Raw genomic sequence first — 18,185 nt, 5'->3', positions numbered from 1 at the left:
AAGTAAAAAAAAATTACACCTATTTTTAATAGGTATAATTTTTTAACTTACATTTAATTTATTTGGTTCTTTAATTACTTTCAATTTAACGTTATCAGTTAATAGGTCTGAATAGCTATATGATACTCTAGAATATCCATTATCCTCATCATCTAGCTTAACAACAAATATACTAGGATATACTTTTTCCAGTACACCTTTTTTAGTAACTATTTGTTTTCTTCCTTTATTAGCTTTTAATAAAATTTTTCTTCCTAGGTGCTTCTCTAAAGTCTGTCTTATTTTATTCAAAGTTTGAACAGTGGCCATTACATCACCTTCTTTAACATTATATGTTTGTCATTGTAATATTACCACAATCAAACTTTTTTGTCAAACCTAAACTAAATATTTTATATATTTTTTGATAAAAAGTCAATACTGTTTTTTTTTATGAATTTGGATTATAATTTATATATTTTTTATACACTAAATCAATAATTATTATATATAGCTAGCGGCATGGTTAATCTAAACTTCCCTCTGGTTTCTATACCTCCTACACCTTTAATTCCTGTAACTGTATGGTTTAATATTTCATCTAAAGGAACAACCTTATCTATTCTAGAGCAAGCAATTTTTTCTACCACCAATAAAGGATCTAGCGCATGTATCATTACACGACTTGGAGAACTTGCAAAATTAGCTCCTGATTTTATTATTTCTTCATAATTAGATTGGCATGCTCCAGCAAATATAACTAAACTATCTAGTGATGGATCATATTTTCTAGCTTCTTTTACTGTTTTTATAAAATTAGCTGTATTTCTATAATTTTTAATGTCTTTAATGTTTCCTTTACTATTAACTATAGCATCGTGTCCTGTTATAACTAATATGGATGGATTATGTTGTTCTAACAAACTTCTAACTTCTTTATATTGAAGACTTTCAGGTATCGCTTTACCCACTGCCGGAATTCCCAATTTAGTATAAACATCTAAACAAATTTTTAAATATTCAGGATCTCCATCTATATGAAGTACTTTCCCTGGCATTCCATATGAATTTTGAACTTGATTTTGACTTTGACCTTGAGCTTGCTTATTATTATTCGAGGACTTTTGCATAGCTCTATTTAGTCTTCTATTTCTCTCTCTAGTTTTTTTTATACTTTTATGCAAAATATTTTCAACATCTTTGTCTATTAATGTATCTTTCATATCATAAAAATTTACTTTTTCTAAGTCATCTATTCCTGAATCTGCAATTATTCTAAAGGCAACCCCTTTTAAAATAGCTATCTTTTGATTATTTTCATCTATTTCAAATCCTATTATTCTGAATATAATATCTCTCTCATAAGACTTTCTTACAACGATGTCTCCTATCTTCATAATATAGTTGTCCTCCTATAAAATTTGTGTTCTTACTTTATAATATGACCGTCGACAAATATTGTTACTATGTACCTTTAATTTGTTTTATATTACTAAGTTGAATTTAAATAATTTACAATATCTGATATTTATCATTGAAATTAATTTATTTAAATGATATTATATTCTTAACAAATGCTTATTTGTATAAGCAAATATTTAGATATGGTGATACTAATGACTGATAGAGAAAAAGAAATTTTAAATATTTTAAAGAATGATCCTATGGTTTCACAGCAAACATTAGCTGACATGCTCAATATAACGAGATCTTCTGTTGCTGTACACATAACAAATTTGATGAAAAAAGGTTATATTAAAGGAAAAGGTTATATCATAAGTGCAAGCAAGTTTGTGACAGTTATAGGCGGAGCTAACGTCGATATCCAGGGTTCTCCAAGTAATACCCTTACAATGTTTGATTCAAATCCTGGAAAGATTGATATTTCTTTAGGAGGTGTTGGTCGAAATATTTGCGAAAACATTTCTAAACTTGGAGTAAATACAAAACTTATATCTGCTATTGGCAATGATATTTATGGAAGTCGTATATTAACAGAATGTAAGAAACTAAATATAGATGCATCCGATTGTTATATATCAGATTCATTTCCAACATCTATGTATTTATCAATTTTAAACAATGATCAAGATATGCAACTAGCTATATCTCATATGGATATAATTAATAAAATCGATGTTGACTATATTATTTCAAAGCATTCAGCTATAAAGGATTCATTAGCTATTGTATTGGATACGAACTTATCTTTCGATGTTGTTGATTATATAAGTAAAACTTACACAGATATACCTATCTTTATAGACACAGTTTCTACTCAAAAAAGTATGAAAATAAAAGATATTATAGGAAGATTTAATACTATAAAACCTAATAAACTAGAAGCTGAGATACTATCAGGGATAGAGATAAACAACGAAGAAGATTTATATGAATGTGCAAAATACTTCCTAGGAAAAGGTGTTAAAAATGTTTTTATAACATTAGGTAAAGATGGTGTATTCTGCGCTAATGAGGAAAATCATTTATTAATTCCAGGCGTTAAGGTTGATACAGTTAGTGCTACAGGTGCCGGAGATGCATTTTTATCTGCACTAGTATATGGATACCTGCATAATTTCAATTTAAAAGACACAGCTGAATTCGCAACAGCTGCTTCTATACTTACATTAATGCATAAAAATACTATTAATCCAAGTATGTCTGTTGATAGTGTTGAAAAAATTTTAAAGGAGATGATCTAAAATGTTAGAAAAATACTTAAATGTACATCCAGAGGTAAAAAAAGCTTTAGCAGAAGGTCTTCCAGTTGTAGCCTTAGAATCAACTATAATTTCTCATGGTATGCCTTATCCTAAAAATATAGAGATGGCTAAGACAGTTAGTAGAATAATTAGAGAAAATGGAGCTATTCCTGCTACTATAGCTATCATAAATGGAGTTTTAAAAGTAGGTCTTACAACTGAAGAAATTGAATTCCTAGGAACTAACAAAGATATTGTTAAAGCTAGTAGAAGAGATTTACCTTTTATCATATCTAAAAAACTAAATGGAGCTACTACAGTTGCTACTACAATGATATTGGCTAACTTAGCTGGAGTTAAAGTATTTGCTACAGGAGGTATAGGTGGTGTACATAGGGGAGCTCAAGAAACATTTGATATATCTGCTGATTTACAAGAATTAGCAAATACAAATGTTGCAGTAATTTGTGCAGGTGCTAAATCTATACTAGATATAGGTCTTACTCTAGAATATCTTGAAACTAATGGGGTTCCAGTTGTAGGTTTCGAAACTGAAGAATTCCCTGCATTCTACACTAGAAAAAGTGGATTTGGAGTTGATTATAAAGTTGAATCTTCTTTAGAAGTAGCTTCAGCATTAAAAGCTAAGTGGGATTTAAATCTAAAAGGTGGTATGGTAATAGGTAATCCAATACCTAAAGAATTTGAAATGGATTACGATACTATAAACAACGCTATTGAATCAGCTTTAAAAGAAGCTGAGGAAAAAAATATAGCTGGTAAGAAGGTAACACCATTCTTATTAGATAGAGTAAAAACTATCACAGAAGGAAAGAGCTTAGATGCTAATATAGAACTAGTTTATAATAACGCTAAGGTCGCAGCTCAAATAGCTAAAGACTTATCAGAGTTAAAATAAAAAAAGGAGCGCTAGCTCCTTTTTTATTCTTCTTTTAAATTGGGAATTACTTTTTTTACTTCTTCCACTTGATGCCACGTCTTATCGATGTCGTTATCCTTAACGTAATCCTTTAAAGAATTTAATGATATAAATTCTTTTGTAGATAGATTATCATCTTCATCAATGAACTTTAGTAAAAACATTTTATCTCCTTATTTTCCACAACATTTTTTGAATTTTTTACCGCTTCCGCATGGACAAGGCTCATTTCTTCCTATCTTGTCATCTTTAACTACTGTTTTGTAGCTTTAAAAGCTTTTTGTAATTCTTTTTTCTTATCTTCTGATAATATTCCATTCCATCCTTCTAAGTTATATAACCAGTGAGCTTCTACTGCTACCATATTGTAGTATAACTTTTCCCAGTCTATTTCTAATTTTATTTCTGTATCAGCTTCTATAGTTTCTAATTTTTCTTCTGAAAATTCTTCTTTTAAACTTTCACTTATTCCGTCTATGAATCCCATCATGTATTCAACAGATGTATTGTGAGCAGCTGCTAAATCGCTAACTTTTCCTTCTATAACATCTTTTTTATTGTTTAATATTTCATTGTATATTTCTGTTTCTTTCTTTAAGTACTCTTCCCAGAACTTTATTTCTTCTTCTTGGCTATTGTGGTTTTCACTTAATGATCTCCATGTAGTATATAAACTCATTTTAATTTCCTCCTAGTTCATGAATAACTCATGCTTAATTATAAATATCTAACTCTTATATTATATCATAATTGAATAATTCTTTTAATACTTTTATAGCATAGTCCTGTTCTATAAAAAACGGGCTACTTGCAATAGTTATAACCTTAGCTCTATCTATATATTCTTTTATCTTATTTACTCTTAAATCATAGGATATATATTCCATATCTTTAGAAAATATATCTAAATCTATATCTAATACTATTTCACCATCAACATCTAAGTCAAATCCATAAGTGCTATCTATTATTACAACTTCTGAAAATATATCGTGATGTAATGCAGGTTTTATAAAGTTTCCTACATTTAAAACATAGTTTGTGTACCTAAATACATCATCCATATCATTTACATCAACGTTATAATCTTCGGGCTCTCTCATGTCTTTATGTTGGTCTATGTGAACTAATTTGCATCCTTTATTAAACATACCTTTTTTAAACTTTTAATCCAAAAGTAAAAGGAGTGATTATGGTTATCAAAAATATAGATATCTTTATCTTTATAGTTAAACTTAACCATATTTTCTAATCCGATAGCATTTATTTCTTTATCAAAATCAATTTCACTAAATACTATTTTTTCTCCAACCTTTACAGAATCCAAATTTCCTTCTATCAACTTAGGAACAAATATTTTTTTATTTTTTCTTTCATCATAAGAAAATATATTATTTCCACTACATTTTGTTATGTAAAAACCTTTATATCTATTCATTATCTATAATATCCTTCCTAATATAACTCTTAAGTTTACAAAATTTAATATAATCTAAAATATTTTTTGATCTCAGTGGATTTGTATACTATTTATTATATTATAATAATTCACACAGTTTTTTTCTATCCTATTTAGAATTTTCATCATACTCTTTATTGTTTATTATCATTTTAATTCCACAAAATACTAAAATTATCATTATAAACAATATCGGAAATCCTGTAACTGTTGCTAGTTGTTTAGTTGCATCTATTCCACTTATGCCCTCATTAGAGGATAATAAGTTTACAATCGCAATCAAGGCCATAGATACTCCCCAAAAAACTTTTATATTCCAAGGAATTTTATTATCTTGATATTTTTCACTATTAATAGATAAGTTTGATATTGTAGTAGTCATAGTGTCACACATAGTTACTATAGATATAAATATTCCAACTATAAATAATATAGCTATCATCGACGAAAAAGGATATGCCTTTATGAATAAAAATAGCGATGCCTCTGTTCCTAAACTATTCATAGTTCCCCATAAATCAATACCATTTATCTGTTGATATATAGATGCTCCACCAAAAACTATAAACCATATTACTCCAAATATTGATGGAACAATAAAATTCATAATCATAAATTCTTTTATAGTTCTGCCTTTGCTTATAAGAGCGAAAAACATTCCCATGATAGGAGCATACGCTAACCATATAGCCCAGTAATAAACAGACCACCACCTTGGCCAATCAGATTTATCTATAGGACTTAAATAAGTAGAAACTTGTAGTAAATTATCAAGTGTATAACCTAAAGACTGCGTACCTAAAGATAAAATAAATGTAGTTGGCCCTACTATAAAAACAAATCCAAGTAATATAATATATAACTTAGTATTTTTATCCGCTATCCATTTTACACCTTTTTCTATACCTGTAATACTAGAAATTATATATATTACAACTATTAGTCCAACTATAAATAACCAAGTGATTTTTGTATTAGGTATATCTAACACTTGTTCCAATCCCTTTCCTATCTGCATAGTTCCAACACCTAAACACGATGCCACCCCTCCACAAATAGCAAATAAGCATATGTTATCTATTATAGATTCTGTAACTTTGCTTACTCTTCTATTTCTTAATGTATATAATACCGAACTAACCCTACAAGGTAAATTCATATTATATACAGCAAATGCTATCATCACGCCTGATGCTGCATATATAGCATATGGTATAAACGTCCAATGTGTATAAGATATATTCATAGCTAACATTGCTGCAACCTCTCCTCCACCTTCTATATTTACTCCTACATGTGGAGGATTCATAAAATGAGTGATAGGTTCTGCAATTCCCCAAAACAATATCCCCGTACCTATTCCAGAAGTAAGCGATATTGTAAACCAATTCCAATAAGTTAACGTAGGTTTAGAATCTTTACCTCCAAGTTTTATACTCCCATATTTAGAAAACATCAACCATACACAAATAATAACAAATGATATAGCAGATAATTGAAATAACCATCCAAAGTTATCAAATGCTATTCCTACAACATAGTTTTGTATATTATATAAATCCTTAGGAGATATAATACCTACTATAATAATACTTAAAAATATCACTATCATAGGTATAAATATAGACTTTCTAATTTTAGGTTTTCTGTTTATATCATTTACTTCATTATCTATAACTTTTCTATCCATAATTATAACCCTCTTTAATATACCATTTTATTAAGCTAGATAAGTATATCTATTTTTTATAAAATAAATATAAAATATCAGACGGTACTCAATCATAATATGAGTAAAGTCTGATATTTTTATAATAAACCTATGCAACTTGATTCTTTGATAATTGTTTTTCTTTTTGATTTATTTTATTTAATATGAACGTTGATACTATACCTATTATAGCTGCCACTATTGAAAGTATAAATATATATGTGTATCCAGTTTGACCATAAGTATCTAACCAGTTACCTGCTAATGTATAATAAAATGCATCTGGAGAAAATCCTATTAGTGATGCAAACCCTACTACAATACCTGTCTTTTCCATAGAAATATTAGACTCAGAAACCGATGCAAAATATATACCTCTAAATCCAAACAATATAGCACTTAGAACTATCATGTTTATAACCGCTATCATCATAAAACCGTTCTCTTTAGGTATTATTAAAAATGCTCCTATACTTATAGCTGTTAGTATATATCCTATAAACATAACTTTTATAGATGACCCTGCCTTATCCGCTACTACTCCTGCAGTTGGAGATGCTCCCATTTTTATAACATACGTTCTTACTATTGATAAAGCTGAAACTAAAGTCATTGGCATTACATAAACTTCAGATAAATATGGACTTAAATAAGTTAAACTTGAAAACACTAAATATGTAGAGAATATTATAAGACCTATTAACCATGCCTTAGGCATAGTAACTACTTTTGCTAATTCCTTTAAAGTAAGTGCCTTATCTGAGCTTTTTTCTTCTTTATTATCTTGGATTAAGAAGTATAATAATATTCCACATAATATAGATGCTCCTGAATATAACCAGACAACATACTTAAACCCTATTATTATATCAGTCATCTTCCCAAATAAATATAATCCTATAAAAGATATAAGCGTTCCTGATACTCCTGATAAACCTTCATTGAACCCAAATAATCGTCCTTGTTCAGATTCATCACCTTGCATTCTTATAACTTTAATTGACCCTGCAAAGAAAGTTAATATTGTTGTAAATCCCCATAATACAAATATTAATAATATCTTGTCATATGACGGAAAAGTAGCAAAATAAAATCCTAATAACCCTGATGATATTAAAGAAAATGGAATTAATATTTTTACAGAAAACTTATCTGCAAACCATCCTCCTACAAAATAAGAAATCATTCCTACTATTCCATATACACTTAATAAATTACCTATTTGTGTATGCGATAAATTTAAAGCTTTTTGCATAGGGTCATAAAATGATGATTTCATATATGGTAGACTATACATCGCTGTAGTCCCGAACGCTAATACGAATATTAAAAAGTACCTTTTAAAATTTTTGTTATCTTTCATATTGTCCTCCTATTTATTTAATACTTGTAAAAAATTTAAAAAACTTATTTTTATATATACGTAGTAACTTCTTCTATAGCTTGTGTAAAATCATTTATTATATCTTGTGCTGATTCTAATCCAACCGATACCCTTATTAAATTCTCCCCATTCATTTGAACTAAAGTATGCTCTTCTCCTAAACTTGTCGCTATTGTAACCAGTTTTAAAGAATTTATTAATTTTCTACTAACTTCATCCCTAGTAAATCCATTTATTCCATCTTTTAGTTTAAATGAAACTATACCGCCTCCAAGTCCATTCATTTGAGCCTTGCACAACTCATGTTGAGGGTGTGACTTTAGACCCGGATATTTTACTACTTCTACACAACCTTGACTTTCTAAGAAATTAGCTATTTCTAATGCATTTTCACAATGTCTCTTAACTCTCATATCTAAAGTCTTAATTCCTCTTGTTATAAGCCACGCATTCATTGGCGGTAGTGATGATCCTGTAAAACAGCATAAACTTGGCCATCTAACTAATTCTATTAATTCTTTTGAACCAATAACAGCTCCTCCTAAAGAATCTCCATGTCCATTAATAAATTTAGTCAAACTATGTATTACTATATCTGCACCTAATTTTATTGGTTGTTGAATTATAGGAGTAGCAAATGTACTATCTACTATTACTAAACTTTTATTTTCATGTGCAATATTACAAACAGTTTTTATATCAACTAAATCTAAAGTTGGATTTATTGGGCTTTCTATATATACAAACTTAGTATTTTTCTTTAACTCTTTCTCTATATTATCTGAATTCACTGCATTTACAAACGATACTTCTACCCCGAATTTAGTCAAAAGTTCTTCCATCAAGATTTTAGTATGCGAAAATACTCCCTCTGAACAAATTATATGATCACCACTTTTAACTAGAGCCAATACAGTTGATGCTATAGCTCCCATTCCAGACGCGCTTACAACAGCGTTTTCCCCACCTTCAATCATACACAATTTAGTTTCTAATTCAGTCAGATTTGGATTACACTCCCTTGTATAAACATATCCCCATGTTTGACATAGTTCTTCAAAATGTTCTACTGTATTTGCTGCAAAAGTTGCTGTTTGGTATATTGGCGATGCTAAAGCCCCTGTAGATGAATCTGGTTTATGACCACCATGAACCAATTTAGTTTCTAAATCATAATTTAAATTATTATTCACTTTACTCCTCCTAGATTTAGTTTTTTATTAATTCTCTTTTCACATAAAAGATTATACACTCTATAGTAACTGTAGAGTCAATCCCAAAATAAAACATTTTTCAATCTTTTTTAACACTTTTCTAGGTCTAAGCATAAAATAAACGCCCTATAACTCTATATTCACTATAGAGTTATAGGGCGTTAACCATATTTTTATTCATAAAATCTGCTATTTTATAAAAATATATATTCATTCAAATAAATTATTTATCTAGTTTTGCTACTCCTAAACATGAATCATAATAATTTTCCCCAAAATTTACATCAACTTCTAAATTATCTTCTTTTAATTTACTAGATATAAATTCTTTTCTATAATCAGGCTCAACATAATTCATAGTATTTATTACTCCATCCATTATATCTTCATATAAAGTATAGGGTATACCTATGCCCATTTCATCACTTTTCCAGTTGCAAGAATGTCTTGTATTCGAGCATAAAAGTGAAATATTAATATCATTATTCATATATGGTCTAATAGTTAATTCAGAACATAATCCTTGGTTGCCTGCAAACTTAATTTGATTAGCATATCCATATTTATACGAGTACCCTTGTACTATTCTCATTATATCGTATGGTTGGCTAATAATTATTACTACATGAGGTTTTTCTTTAAACTCTTCTATTGGTCTCAGTTCTATTCCATATATTTTATGATTTAAATAAATCATTTCTTCAAATACTTTTCTAGCATTTCCTAATTCATTATAAAGTCCATATGAGTAATATTCTCTCCCTGATGTTATTTTATCATCTATCTCTTTAATTCCAAAAGCTCTTGCTGAGGAACTACACCAAAAATGTTCCTCTCTTACTTTTATTGACCTACCACTCGATGCAATATTTACCATCATACAGTATGATAACTTCGTTTTTGAAGGTCTTGTATCTACTTTATCGTATTCTTCTTTTGTAAACAAAAACTTTACACCTACTACTTTTCTATCAATATTTAAGCATGCTAAAAAAGTTTTCAATTTCTTATTCATAACTAAAATCCCCCTATTATAAGCTGCTAATTCCTCATTTTATTATTTATACTAAGCATCTTAAATCTATTTCCCTTTTTAAAACAGGTATTTGTAGTTCAGTTAGCAATTTCGATTTATCATTTGTTGCCATTGGATCTATTATAGGTACTTCATAAATACCATTTTCTATAGGTATTCTTTTGTATTCTATATAATCTATTAGCTTTTGTATATATTTATAGTTATTTTCATAGTTACCACTATACCTTATACATATAAAATCCCCTGATTCTATCTCGTTAATATTAATATTAATATTAGTTTTTGTAATGTAATGTTCTTTCTCCATTACTAAAAAACTACTTTTATACTTAACTATTTTATTTTCTATAAACTCTTCTGTATCAATTATTCCACTAACTCCACCATAAAACATAGACATACTTTCTTCAACATCATTAGCTAACTTTCTTCTAGCTAAATTAAGCGCTTCATTTTGATCATATTTCTCTTCATGATCTACTTGCAATACACTTCTTTTAGGTATGTGTTTTCTAAATATAACCTCTATTTCGTGTTCTTTTATTGATTTTTCTAATATTTCTTTTCTCTTTGAAAGTATTCGTTTCATTGTTTGTAGTTCTAATATACTTTCATTTATCATTTCTATCTTGTTAATTAATAGTTCTAACATTTCTTCATCACTATTATTAAATTTAATTTTAATATCATTTAATGGCATTCCTAGATACTTTAAATATTTTATTAAATCTAATTGTGGAAATTGATCTATTGAATAATATCTATAGTTACTCTCTTTATCAACATAAACAGGTTTTAATAGATCTATTTGATCATAGTACCTTAACGTTTGTACACTAACTTTATTTAACTTAGCCATCTCTCCTATAGAATAATACTTATTCATACTTGTCCCCCCCTATCTACCAATTTACTCAATAAACTTATTCCAAGGATATTCATTAGGTGGTTCACAGATAAATTCCATTTTTTCCTTAGTAGTCGGATGATATATTTCAATTTTATAAGACCATAATGCTATTTGATCTCCAACTTTATTTATATTTTGACCATATCTTTGATCTCCAAATAGAGGATGTCTTCTGCTTGAGAATTGAACTCTTATTTGATGAGATCTTCCAGTTTTTAAATCAACTTCAACTAAGCTAAATTTATCTTTTTTGCCTAACGTAGTATAACTTAATTCTGCATTTTTAGCATCTTTATGATCTTTATTAACTACACTGACCATATTAGTCTTCTTATTTTTATAAAGAAAATCTTTTAAAGTATCTGCATCTTTTTTCATACTCCCATTTAATACAGCCCTGTATGTCTTTTTGAATGTTTTATTTCTGACTTGTTCAGATAGTCTAGATGCAGCTTTAGATGTCTTTGCAAACACCATCGCTCCACCTACAGGTCTATCTAGCCTATGTACAAGTCCTATAAACACATTTCCAGGTTTATTGTATTTAACTTTTACATATTGCTTCAAAAGATTAACCATATCTTTATCATTAGTATCATCACCTTGCGATAATATATTTACAGGCTTTTCTACAACTAATAAATGATTATCTTCATATAATACTTTTACCATTATTTAGACTCCCATCTTCCAAATATACCGCAAGGAAGAACTTTTCCATCTTTTGATGTAGGTAATCCTATTTCTCCACCATATATATTTCCACCTTTAGCATGCTTAGCAACTGTTGCATCTAATATATGCTCAAGTATAATTGGAGATAATCCTGTTGTGTATGAGTTTATTAAGAAGAATAAAGGCTTATCTGATAAAACTTTTGTACATAGTTCAACTAATCCATATAATTTTTCTTCTATTTGCCATACTTCACCTTTAGGACCTCTTCCATATGAAGGTGGATCCATTATTATAGCATCGTATTTATTTCCTCTTCTAATTTCTCTTTCTACAAACTTAACAACATCATCTACTATAAATCTTACTTTTCTATCTCCTAATCCAGAAGTTTGTAAATTTTCCTTTGCCCAAGTTACCATACCTTTAGATGCATCAACATGACATACTTCCGCTCCAGCAGCTGCACAAGCAACAGTTGCTCCACCTGTATATGCAAATAAATTTAAAACTTTTATAGGTCTGCCAGCATTTTTTATCATATCCATTGACCAATCCCAGTTAGCAGCTTGCTCTGGGAATAATCCTGTATGCTTAAACCCAGTTGGACTTATATTGAATTTAAGGTTTTTATAACTTATTGTCCACTTTTCTGGATATTTCTTTTTATGTTCCCATTGACCTCCACCTCTACTACTTCTGTGGTAATGTCCATGTGGGTTTTTCCATAATCCTTTTTCTTCCGCAATTGGCCACATAACTTGAGGATCTGGTCTTCTTAAAACAACATTTCCCCAACGCTCTAATTTTTCTCCGTTACCCATATCTATAAGTTCATAATCTTTCCATTTATCAGCTAATAATAACATTGATTTCCTCCTAAAAAATTAATCTCAATTTATGTATTATATCATATTATTACTTGATATTTTGAGTATTTTAAAGAGTTTATATACTTATTCTTAAAATTTGGCAATACTATTGTATAATAGTATTGTATTAAAATTTTAAATGTTTACTTAGGAGGGGTTTTTTATGGCAAGTCAAAAAATTTTAGATGCATTAAACAATCAGCTTCAAATGGAGTTCTTCTCTGAATATTTTTATATGTCTATGGAGGCATACTTCATGGATAACAATTTAGATGGTTTTGCAAATTTCTTTAATGTACAGGCTAAAGAAGAAAGAGATCATGCTTATAAGTTATTCAATTACATAAGTAGAGCTGGTGGAAAAATAATTTTACAAGCTATTGAACAACCTAAAGCTGACTTTGAAAGTCCTTTAGAAGTATTTGAATTAGCTTTAAACCACGAAAAACTTATAACTAATTCAATTCATGAGTTAACTGATTTAGCAATATCTGAAAAAGATCACACAACATCTTCTTTCTTAAGATGGTTTATAGATGAGCAATCTGAAGAAGAAGAAAGCATGGAAAAAATAGTTAGAAAGTTAAGATTACTAAAAAATGATCCTGCTGGTCTTTTAATGATTGACCAAGAGTTAGCTCAAAGAACTTATGTACCAATAGCTCCAAATGCTTAAAATAAAAAAGCTGTTTAGTAAATTTATTAAACAGCTTTTTTTATTATTTATTTATATAGTAAGTTTCGTTACCTGTAAATACTTTATTTACATCTTGTTGTTGTATTACTTTTCCATTTGCGATTAATTTTAAGTTACTTAACTCCCAATCATCACTTATAGATGTTAATTTTTCTTTTCTTATCCAATAGTTAGATATATTATTTATATCTACTTCTTCTCCATCTTTTGTTTTTAATATATAGTTGTCTACTTGATTTCTTTCAAAGTCATTTCCTGCATTATCTAATTTCCATTCAAATTTCTTACCTTCATTTGTTTCAAATCCGAAATATACATTATCATCAGTTCCTGCATATTTATTATCTGCAGTCTTTAATACTATATTGAATTCATTAGTTAATGAATCATTATCTCCTGTATTTTCATTAGAAACTTCATTCATGAATCTATATAAAAATCCAGCAGTACATACTTGAGAATTTTTTATAGCTTCTCTTCCAGAATAATCCCAATCATCCCAACTATGACTCATAGTTGAATGACTATAATATAAGTCTTTAGCTATCTTAGCATATTTGATAGAGTTTTGTGTCATCCATTTATTAAAACTTGCATTTTCCATAGCTTCTTTATATACACCTGATGTAGTATCATTTCCTGAAGTATTTAAAGCATAGTTATCTTTTCTTTCTTCTACAAATGTTTCATATTTAACATGCCCAGGACTATCTACTGCAGTTACATTTGAAGCATGATATGGAGTATTTAAATCCCCTAGATAATGTAATCCTTGTCCTAAAAGGAATGTAGCTTCTTTGAAGTTCCCTTTTTCCCATTCATTTTTAGCTAATGTAGTAAACTTTCTAACTTGAGTTTCTGCTGTATCATATATAGGATATGATGCATACCAACTATTATCGATAGTAAAGTTGTTTCCAGTGTCAGGATCATAGAAATGATCTTGATATAGATCATATGCATTAGGATCGTAATCTGGATATGTAGACCCTAACTTTAAATCCCCTAAGTATTCATTTAATATTTTAATATTATCTTTAACTTGCTGAGATTCATTTCCACTTAAATCATTATTCAGCATACTTAACCCATGTTCTGCTATTAATGAATGTGTACCTGTTCCATCTTTTTTACCATCCCATGCATAAGAAGTCCCACCCATAAGAGTACATAACCCTAATACGCACAGTATATTCGATACTTTTTTTAAAGCTTTCATGTATTGACCTCCCTAATATCCTCTTGTGTTACATCTCTTTTATGTCAAATATTATCATTTTTTATTTTTTAACAATATTTTTGGACTAAAATATCGATATAAGGGAGTAAAATTAGAATTTTTAAAAAATATGGAGTTGTTTTAATTATCTAAAAACAACTCCATAATCTCTTAGTCTGCTATATTGTAAACTGCTAATCCATCTCTATTTATTTCTTTTTCTTAACTTCTACTAAAGCTTTTAATGTATCCAACGAAGTCATTACTTCTGTTGAAAACTCCGTAGCTGTTCTTCTTATCTTGAACCCATCTCTAGTTGAGTCATTTCCTTTAGTAGGTGTATTTATTACTATATCAACTTGCTTGTTTCTTATAACATCTAATATGTTAGGTCTAGCTTCTTCTACTCTATTTACTATTGTAGCTTCTATTCCATTTTCTCTTAAAGATTCAGCCGTTCCTTCTGTTGCTACAAATGTATATCCTAACTCATTCATATCTTTAGCTATTTCTATAAACTCATCTTTATCATAGTTATTTATAGTTGCTAGAACAACACCTCTTTTATTAGACATCTTTTTACCAGCACCTAAGAATCCTTTGTATAAAGCTTCTTCTAAAGTTTCTCCTACTCCTAAAACTTCTCCTGTAGATTTCATTTCAGGCCCTAAGCTTACATCTACCTTAGCAAGCTTTGACATTGAGAATACTGGAACTTTCACAGATATTAACTTAGGCTCTTTATAAACTCCTGTTCCATATCCTAAATCTTTTAACTTAGCCCCTAACATACATTTCGTAGCTAAATCTACTATAGGCACTTTACTAACCTTACTTATATATGGAACTGTTCTACTTGCTCTTGGATTAACCTCTATTATATACAGTTCTCCATGGAACTCTATAAACTGGATATTAACCATTCCTAATACATTTAACTCTAACGCAATTTTTTTCGTATAATCTAATATTTTTGCTTTTATTTCATCACTTATATTTTGACTCGGATACATTGTTATACTATCTCCAGAGTGAACCCCAGCTCTCTCTAAATGTTCCATTATACCTGGTATTAATATTTCTTCTCCATCACATATAGCATCTACTTCTATTTCTCTACCAGTTAAGTATTTATCTATAAGTACAGGATTTTTAGTATCTCTTAAAAATGCATCTTTTAAATATTGAGCTAACTTGTTTTCATCATAAGTTATTTCCATTCCTTGACCACCTAGAACATATGAAGGTCTAACAAGCACTGGATATCCTAACTTTTTAGCTTCTTCGATACCTTCATTCACTGACCATATAGCTTTACCTTTTGGTCTATTTATATCTAGTTTTTCTAATAACTCATCAAACTTCTCTCTATCTTCAGCTGCATCTATATCCTTGCAACTAGTTCCTAATATCTTTATTTTCTTTTCATCTAGGAATTTAGCTAATTTTATAGCTGTCTGTCCTCCAAATTGAAGTATAACTCCATCTGGATTTTCTTTTTCTATTATATTTAAAACTTCTTCTTCTGTTAGTGGTTCAAAGTATAATTTATCAGAAGTATCGAAGTCTGTACTTACTGTTTCTGGATTGTTATTTACTATTATAGTTTCTATTCCTTGTGCTCTTAAAGATTTTACACAATGAACTGAGCAATAATCAAATTCTATACCTTGACCTATTCTTATTGGTCCAGACCCTAAAACTATTACTTTTTTCTTATCACTTACTACTACCTCATCGTATTGTTCGTAAGTTGAGTAGTAATATGGAGATAAAGCATCGAATTCTCCTCCACAAGTATCAACCATTTTATATGATGGGTTTATATTGTATAAACTTCTTAACTCATAAACTTTAGCTGGACTTATTTTCATTAAATCAGCTATTCCTTTATCTGAGAATCCTTTTTTCTTTAACTCTAGTAAATATTCTTTATTTAAATCTTCAATATGCATTCCTCTTAACTTTTCTTCTTGTTCTACTATCCACTTAAATTTATTTATAAACCACTTATCAACCCCAGTGATTTGTTCTATCATTTCTATCTTATAGCCTCTTCTTATCATTTCAGCTAAATCGAATAGCCTTTCATCATCAGGAACTACTACTCTTGATTTTAATTCTTCTATGCTTCTATCTTCAGATGCCTTATGAACTAATGAGTATTTTCCTATTTCAAGAGATCTTATTCCTTTAAGTATAGCTGCTTCAAAATTACTTCCTATACTCATTATTTCTCCTGTAGCCATCATCTTTGTTCCTAACTTTCTGTTAGCTTGTTTAAATTTATCGAATGGCCATTTAGGTATTTTTACAACTACATAATCTAGTGTAGGTTCAAAACATGCATAAGTCTTTTTAGTAACAGCATTTTGTATTTCATCCAATGTATATCCTAATGCAATTTTAGCTGCAACCTTAGCTATTGGATACCCTGTAGCCTTTGATGCAAGTGCAGAAGATCTACTTACTCTTGGGTTTATTTCTATTATTGCATACTCTAAACTGTGAGGATTTAAAGCTATTTGAACATTACATCCACCTTGAACTTCTATAGCATTTATTATATCTATTGATGCTTTTCTAAGCATTTGATATTCTTTGTCACTTAAAGTTTGACTCGGTGCTACTACTATACTGTCTCCTGTATGAACTCCAACTGGATCTATATTTTCCATATTACATACTGTTATACAGTTACCATTAGAGTCTCTCATTACTTCATACTCTATTTCTTTCCAACCTTTTATACTTTTTTCAAGTAGTACTTGGCTTACTGGACTTAACTGTAATCCTTGTGAAAGTATTTCTGTTAGCTCTTCCTCGTTATCAGCTATACCTCCTCCAGTTCCACCTAGAGTGTATGCAGGTCTTACTACAACCGGATATCCTATTTTATCTGCAAATGATAACCCATCATCTAAGTTAGTTACTATATCACTAATAACTACTGGTTGATTTATTTCTTTCATTACTTCTCTAAATAAATCTCTGTCTTCACCTTTTTTTATAGAATCTATAGAAGTTCCTAAAACTCTTACATTATATTTATCAAGTATTCCTGCATCATGAAGTTCAACAGCTAAGTTAAGTCCTGTTTGACCTCCCATTCCTGCTAATATACTATCTGGTCTTTCTTTTTCTATTATTTTTTCTATAAATTCTATTGTTAATGGTTCTATGTATATCTTATCCGCTACTTCTTCATCAGTCATTATTGTAGCTGGGTTACTATTTATTAAAACAACTTCTATTCCCTCTTCTTTTAAAGCTTGGCAAGCTTGTGTTCCTGAATAGTCAAACTCAGCTGCTTGTCCTATTATTATCGGTCCTGAACCTAGTACTAATGTCTTTTTTATATTATCTATTTTAGGCATAATT

14 protein-coding genes and 3 pseudogenes are annotated in these 18,185 nt (G+C 29.1%); 3 read left to right on the top strand and 14 right to left on the bottom strand.

Annotation, left to right across the window (positions count from 1 at the left end; genetic code table 11):
• Nucleotides 1-42: 42 nt before the first annotated feature.
• Nucleotides 43-309: a Veg family protein gene (locus tag LEQ07_RS12145; protein ID WP_021428036.1), complete on the bottom strand. Its 267-nt coding sequence runs from the start codon at nucleotides 307-309 to the stop codon at nucleotides 43-45.
• A 164-nt stretch (nucleotides 310-473) separates the two neighbouring features.
• The gene (yabG, locus tag LEQ07_RS12140; protein ID WP_046822723.1) at nucleotides 474-1,376 is read right to left on the bottom strand and encodes a sporulation peptidase YabG; all 903 of its coding nucleotides are present in this window, start codon (nucleotides 1,374-1,376) and stop codon (nucleotides 474-476) included.
• 219 nt (nucleotides 1,377-1,595) lie between these two features.
• Here yabG and LEQ07_RS12135 point away from each other — a divergent pair, with 219 nt between their 5' ends.
• Nucleotides 1,596-2,684 (top strand): PfkB family carbohydrate kinase, encoded by a 1,089-nt coding sequence (locus tag LEQ07_RS12135; RefSeq protein WP_046822722.1) that lies wholly within the window; start codon nucleotides 1,596-1,598, stop codon nucleotides 2,682-2,684.
• A gap of 1 nt (nucleotide 2,685) precedes the next feature.
• On the top strand, nucleotides 2,686-3,603 hold the full coding sequence (locus tag LEQ07_RS12130; protein ID WP_046822721.1) for a pseudouridine-5'-phosphate glycosidase: 918 nt from the start codon (nucleotides 2,686-2,688) through the stop codon (nucleotides 3,601-3,603).
• 23 nt (nucleotides 3,604-3,626) lie between these two features.
• On the opposite strand, the gene LEQ07_RS12125 is transcribed toward LEQ07_RS12130, so the two are convergent.
• The 10 genes and pseudogenes from LEQ07_RS12125 to LEQ07_RS12080 all read right to left on the bottom strand — a co-directional run bounded on the left by LEQ07_RS12125 (nucleotide 3,627) and on the right by LEQ07_RS12080 (nucleotide 12,885).
• Nucleotides 3,627-3,788 (bottom strand): hypothetical protein, encoded by a 162-nt coding sequence (locus LEQ07_RS12125; RefSeq protein ID WP_263330846.1) that lies wholly within the window; start codon nucleotides 3,786-3,788, stop codon nucleotides 3,627-3,629.
• Between the two features lie 9 nt (nucleotides 3,789-3,797).
• Nucleotides 3,798-4,303 (bottom strand): annotated as a pseudogene (locus LEQ07_RS12120) (SEC-C metal-binding domain-containing protein).
• Between the two features lie 55 nt (nucleotides 4,304-4,358).
• Nucleotides 4,359-5,062, bottom strand: a pseudogene (locus LEQ07_RS22605) (UPF0489 family protein).
• A 130-nt stretch (nucleotides 5,063-5,192) separates the two neighbouring features.
• Nucleotides 5,193-6,773 (bottom strand): BCCT family transporter, encoded by a 1,581-nt coding sequence (locus tag LEQ07_RS12110; protein WP_263330845.1) that lies wholly within the window; start codon nucleotides 6,771-6,773, stop codon nucleotides 5,193-5,195.
• 130 nt (nucleotides 6,774-6,903) lie between these two features.
• Nucleotides 6,904-8,157 carry an MFS transporter gene (locus LEQ07_RS12105; RefSeq protein WP_263330844.1) on the bottom strand — a complete coding sequence of 418 codons (1,254 nt, stop codon included), beginning with the start codon at nucleotides 8,155-8,157 and terminating at the stop codon, nucleotides 6,904-6,906.
• A 50-nt stretch (nucleotides 8,158-8,207) separates the two neighbouring features.
• Entirely contained in the window at nucleotides 8,208-9,371 is a 1,164-nt protein-coding gene (locus LEQ07_RS12100) for a trans-sulfuration enzyme family protein (RefSeq protein ID WP_263330843.1), read from the bottom strand.
• A 244-nt stretch (nucleotides 9,372-9,615) separates the two neighbouring features.
• Nucleotides 9,616-10,407 (bottom strand): DUF169 domain-containing protein, encoded by a 792-nt coding sequence (locus tag LEQ07_RS12095; protein ID WP_263330842.1) that lies wholly within the window; start codon nucleotides 10,405-10,407, stop codon nucleotides 9,616-9,618.
• Nucleotides 10,408-10,453: 46 nt separating this feature from the next.
• Nucleotides 10,454-11,317 carry a MerR family transcriptional regulator gene (locus LEQ07_RS12090; protein WP_263330841.1) on the bottom strand — a complete coding sequence of 288 codons (864 nt, stop codon included), beginning with the start codon at nucleotides 11,315-11,317 and terminating at the stop codon, nucleotides 10,454-10,456.
• 24 nt (nucleotides 11,318-11,341) lie between these two features.
• The gene (locus LEQ07_RS12085) at nucleotides 11,342-12,013 is read right to left on the bottom strand and encodes an RluA family pseudouridine synthase (RefSeq protein ID WP_263330839.1); all 672 of its coding nucleotides are present in this window, start codon (nucleotides 12,011-12,013) and stop codon (nucleotides 11,342-11,344) included.
• Nucleotides 12,013-12,885, bottom strand: a complete 873-nt coding sequence (locus LEQ07_RS12080; RefSeq protein ID WP_021428001.1) for a class I SAM-dependent methyltransferase — start codon at nucleotides 12,883-12,885, stop codon at nucleotides 12,013-12,015. Before LEQ07_RS12080 ends, LEQ07_RS12085 begins: the two co-directional genes overlap by 1 nt.
• Before the next feature lie 166 nt (nucleotides 12,886-13,051).
• Here LEQ07_RS12080 and LEQ07_RS12075 point away from each other — a divergent pair, with 166 nt between their 5' ends.
• Nucleotides 13,052-13,564, top strand: coding sequence for a ferritin (locus tag LEQ07_RS12075; RefSeq protein WP_046822719.1), 513 nt, complete (start codon nucleotides 13,052-13,054; stop codon nucleotides 13,562-13,564).
• 43 nt (nucleotides 13,565-13,607) lie between these two features.
• Here LEQ07_RS12075 and LEQ07_RS12070 read toward each other — a convergent pair whose 3' ends face one another.
• Nucleotides 13,608-14,804, bottom strand: coding sequence for a phospholipase C (locus tag LEQ07_RS12070; RefSeq protein WP_263330837.1), 1,197 nt, complete (start codon nucleotides 14,802-14,804; stop codon nucleotides 13,608-13,610).
• A gap of 171 nt (nucleotides 14,805-14,975) precedes the next feature.
• Nucleotides 14,976-18,181: pseudogene (carB, locus tag LEQ07_RS12065) on the bottom strand (carbamoyl-phosphate synthase large subunit).
• Between the last annotated feature and the right edge of the window lie 4 nt (nucleotides 18,182-18,185).

The sequence above is a fragment of the Paraclostridium sp. AKS73 genome (genome assembly GCF_025671395.1).
Lineage (GTDB): Bacteria > Bacillota > Clostridia > Peptostreptococcales > Peptostreptococcaceae > Paraclostridium > Paraclostridium benzoelyticum.
This window is presented reverse-complemented; position numbering and strand designations above follow the sequence as displayed.

Coding starts and splice junctions, on each gene's coding strand:
- LEQ07_RS12080 (WP_021428001.1), bottom strand. CDS start 12,885: ATGTTATTATTAGCTGATAAATGGAAAGATTATGAACTTATAGATATG.
- LEQ07_RS12105 (WP_263330844.1), bottom strand. CDS start 8,157: ATGAAAGATAACAAAAATTTTAAAAGGTACTTTTTAATATTCGTATTA.
- LEQ07_RS12095 (WP_263330842.1), bottom strand. CDS start 10,407: ATGAATAAGAAATTGAAAACTTTTTTAGCATGCTTAAATATTGATAGA.
- LEQ07_RS12070 (WP_263330837.1), bottom strand. CDS start 14,804: ATGAAAGCTTTAAAAAAAGTATCGAATATACTGTGCGTATTAGGGTTA.
- LEQ07_RS12075 (WP_046822719.1), top strand. CDS start 13,052: ATGGCAAGTCAAAAAATTTTAGATGCATTAAACAATCAGCTTCAAATG.
- LEQ07_RS12130 (WP_046822721.1), top strand. CDS start 2,686: ATGTTAGAAAAATACTTAAATGTACATCCAGAGGTAAAAAAAGCTTTA.
- LEQ07_RS12110 (WP_263330845.1), bottom strand. CDS start 6,773: ATGGATAGAAAAGTTATAGATAATGAAGTAAATGATATAAACAGAAAA.
- yabG (WP_046822723.1), bottom strand. CDS start 1,376: ATGAAGATAGGAGACATCGTTGTAAGAAAGTCTTATGAGAGAGATATT.
- LEQ07_RS12090 (WP_263330841.1), bottom strand. CDS start 11,317: ATGAATAAGTATTATTCTATAGGAGAGATGGCTAAGTTAAATAAAGTT.
- LEQ07_RS12085 (WP_263330839.1), bottom strand. CDS start 12,013: ATGGTAAAAGTATTATATGAAGATAATCATTTATTAGTTGTAGAAAAG.
- LEQ07_RS12125 (WP_263330846.1), bottom strand. CDS start 3,788: ATGTTTTTACTAAAGTTCATTGATGAAGATGATAATCTATCTACAAAA.
- LEQ07_RS12145 (WP_021428036.1), bottom strand. CDS start 309: ATGGCCACTGTTCAAACTTTGAATAAAATAAGACAGACTTTAGAGAAG.
- LEQ07_RS12135 (WP_046822722.1), top strand. CDS start 1,596: ATGACTGATAGAGAAAAAGAAATTTTAAATATTTTAAAGAATGATCCT.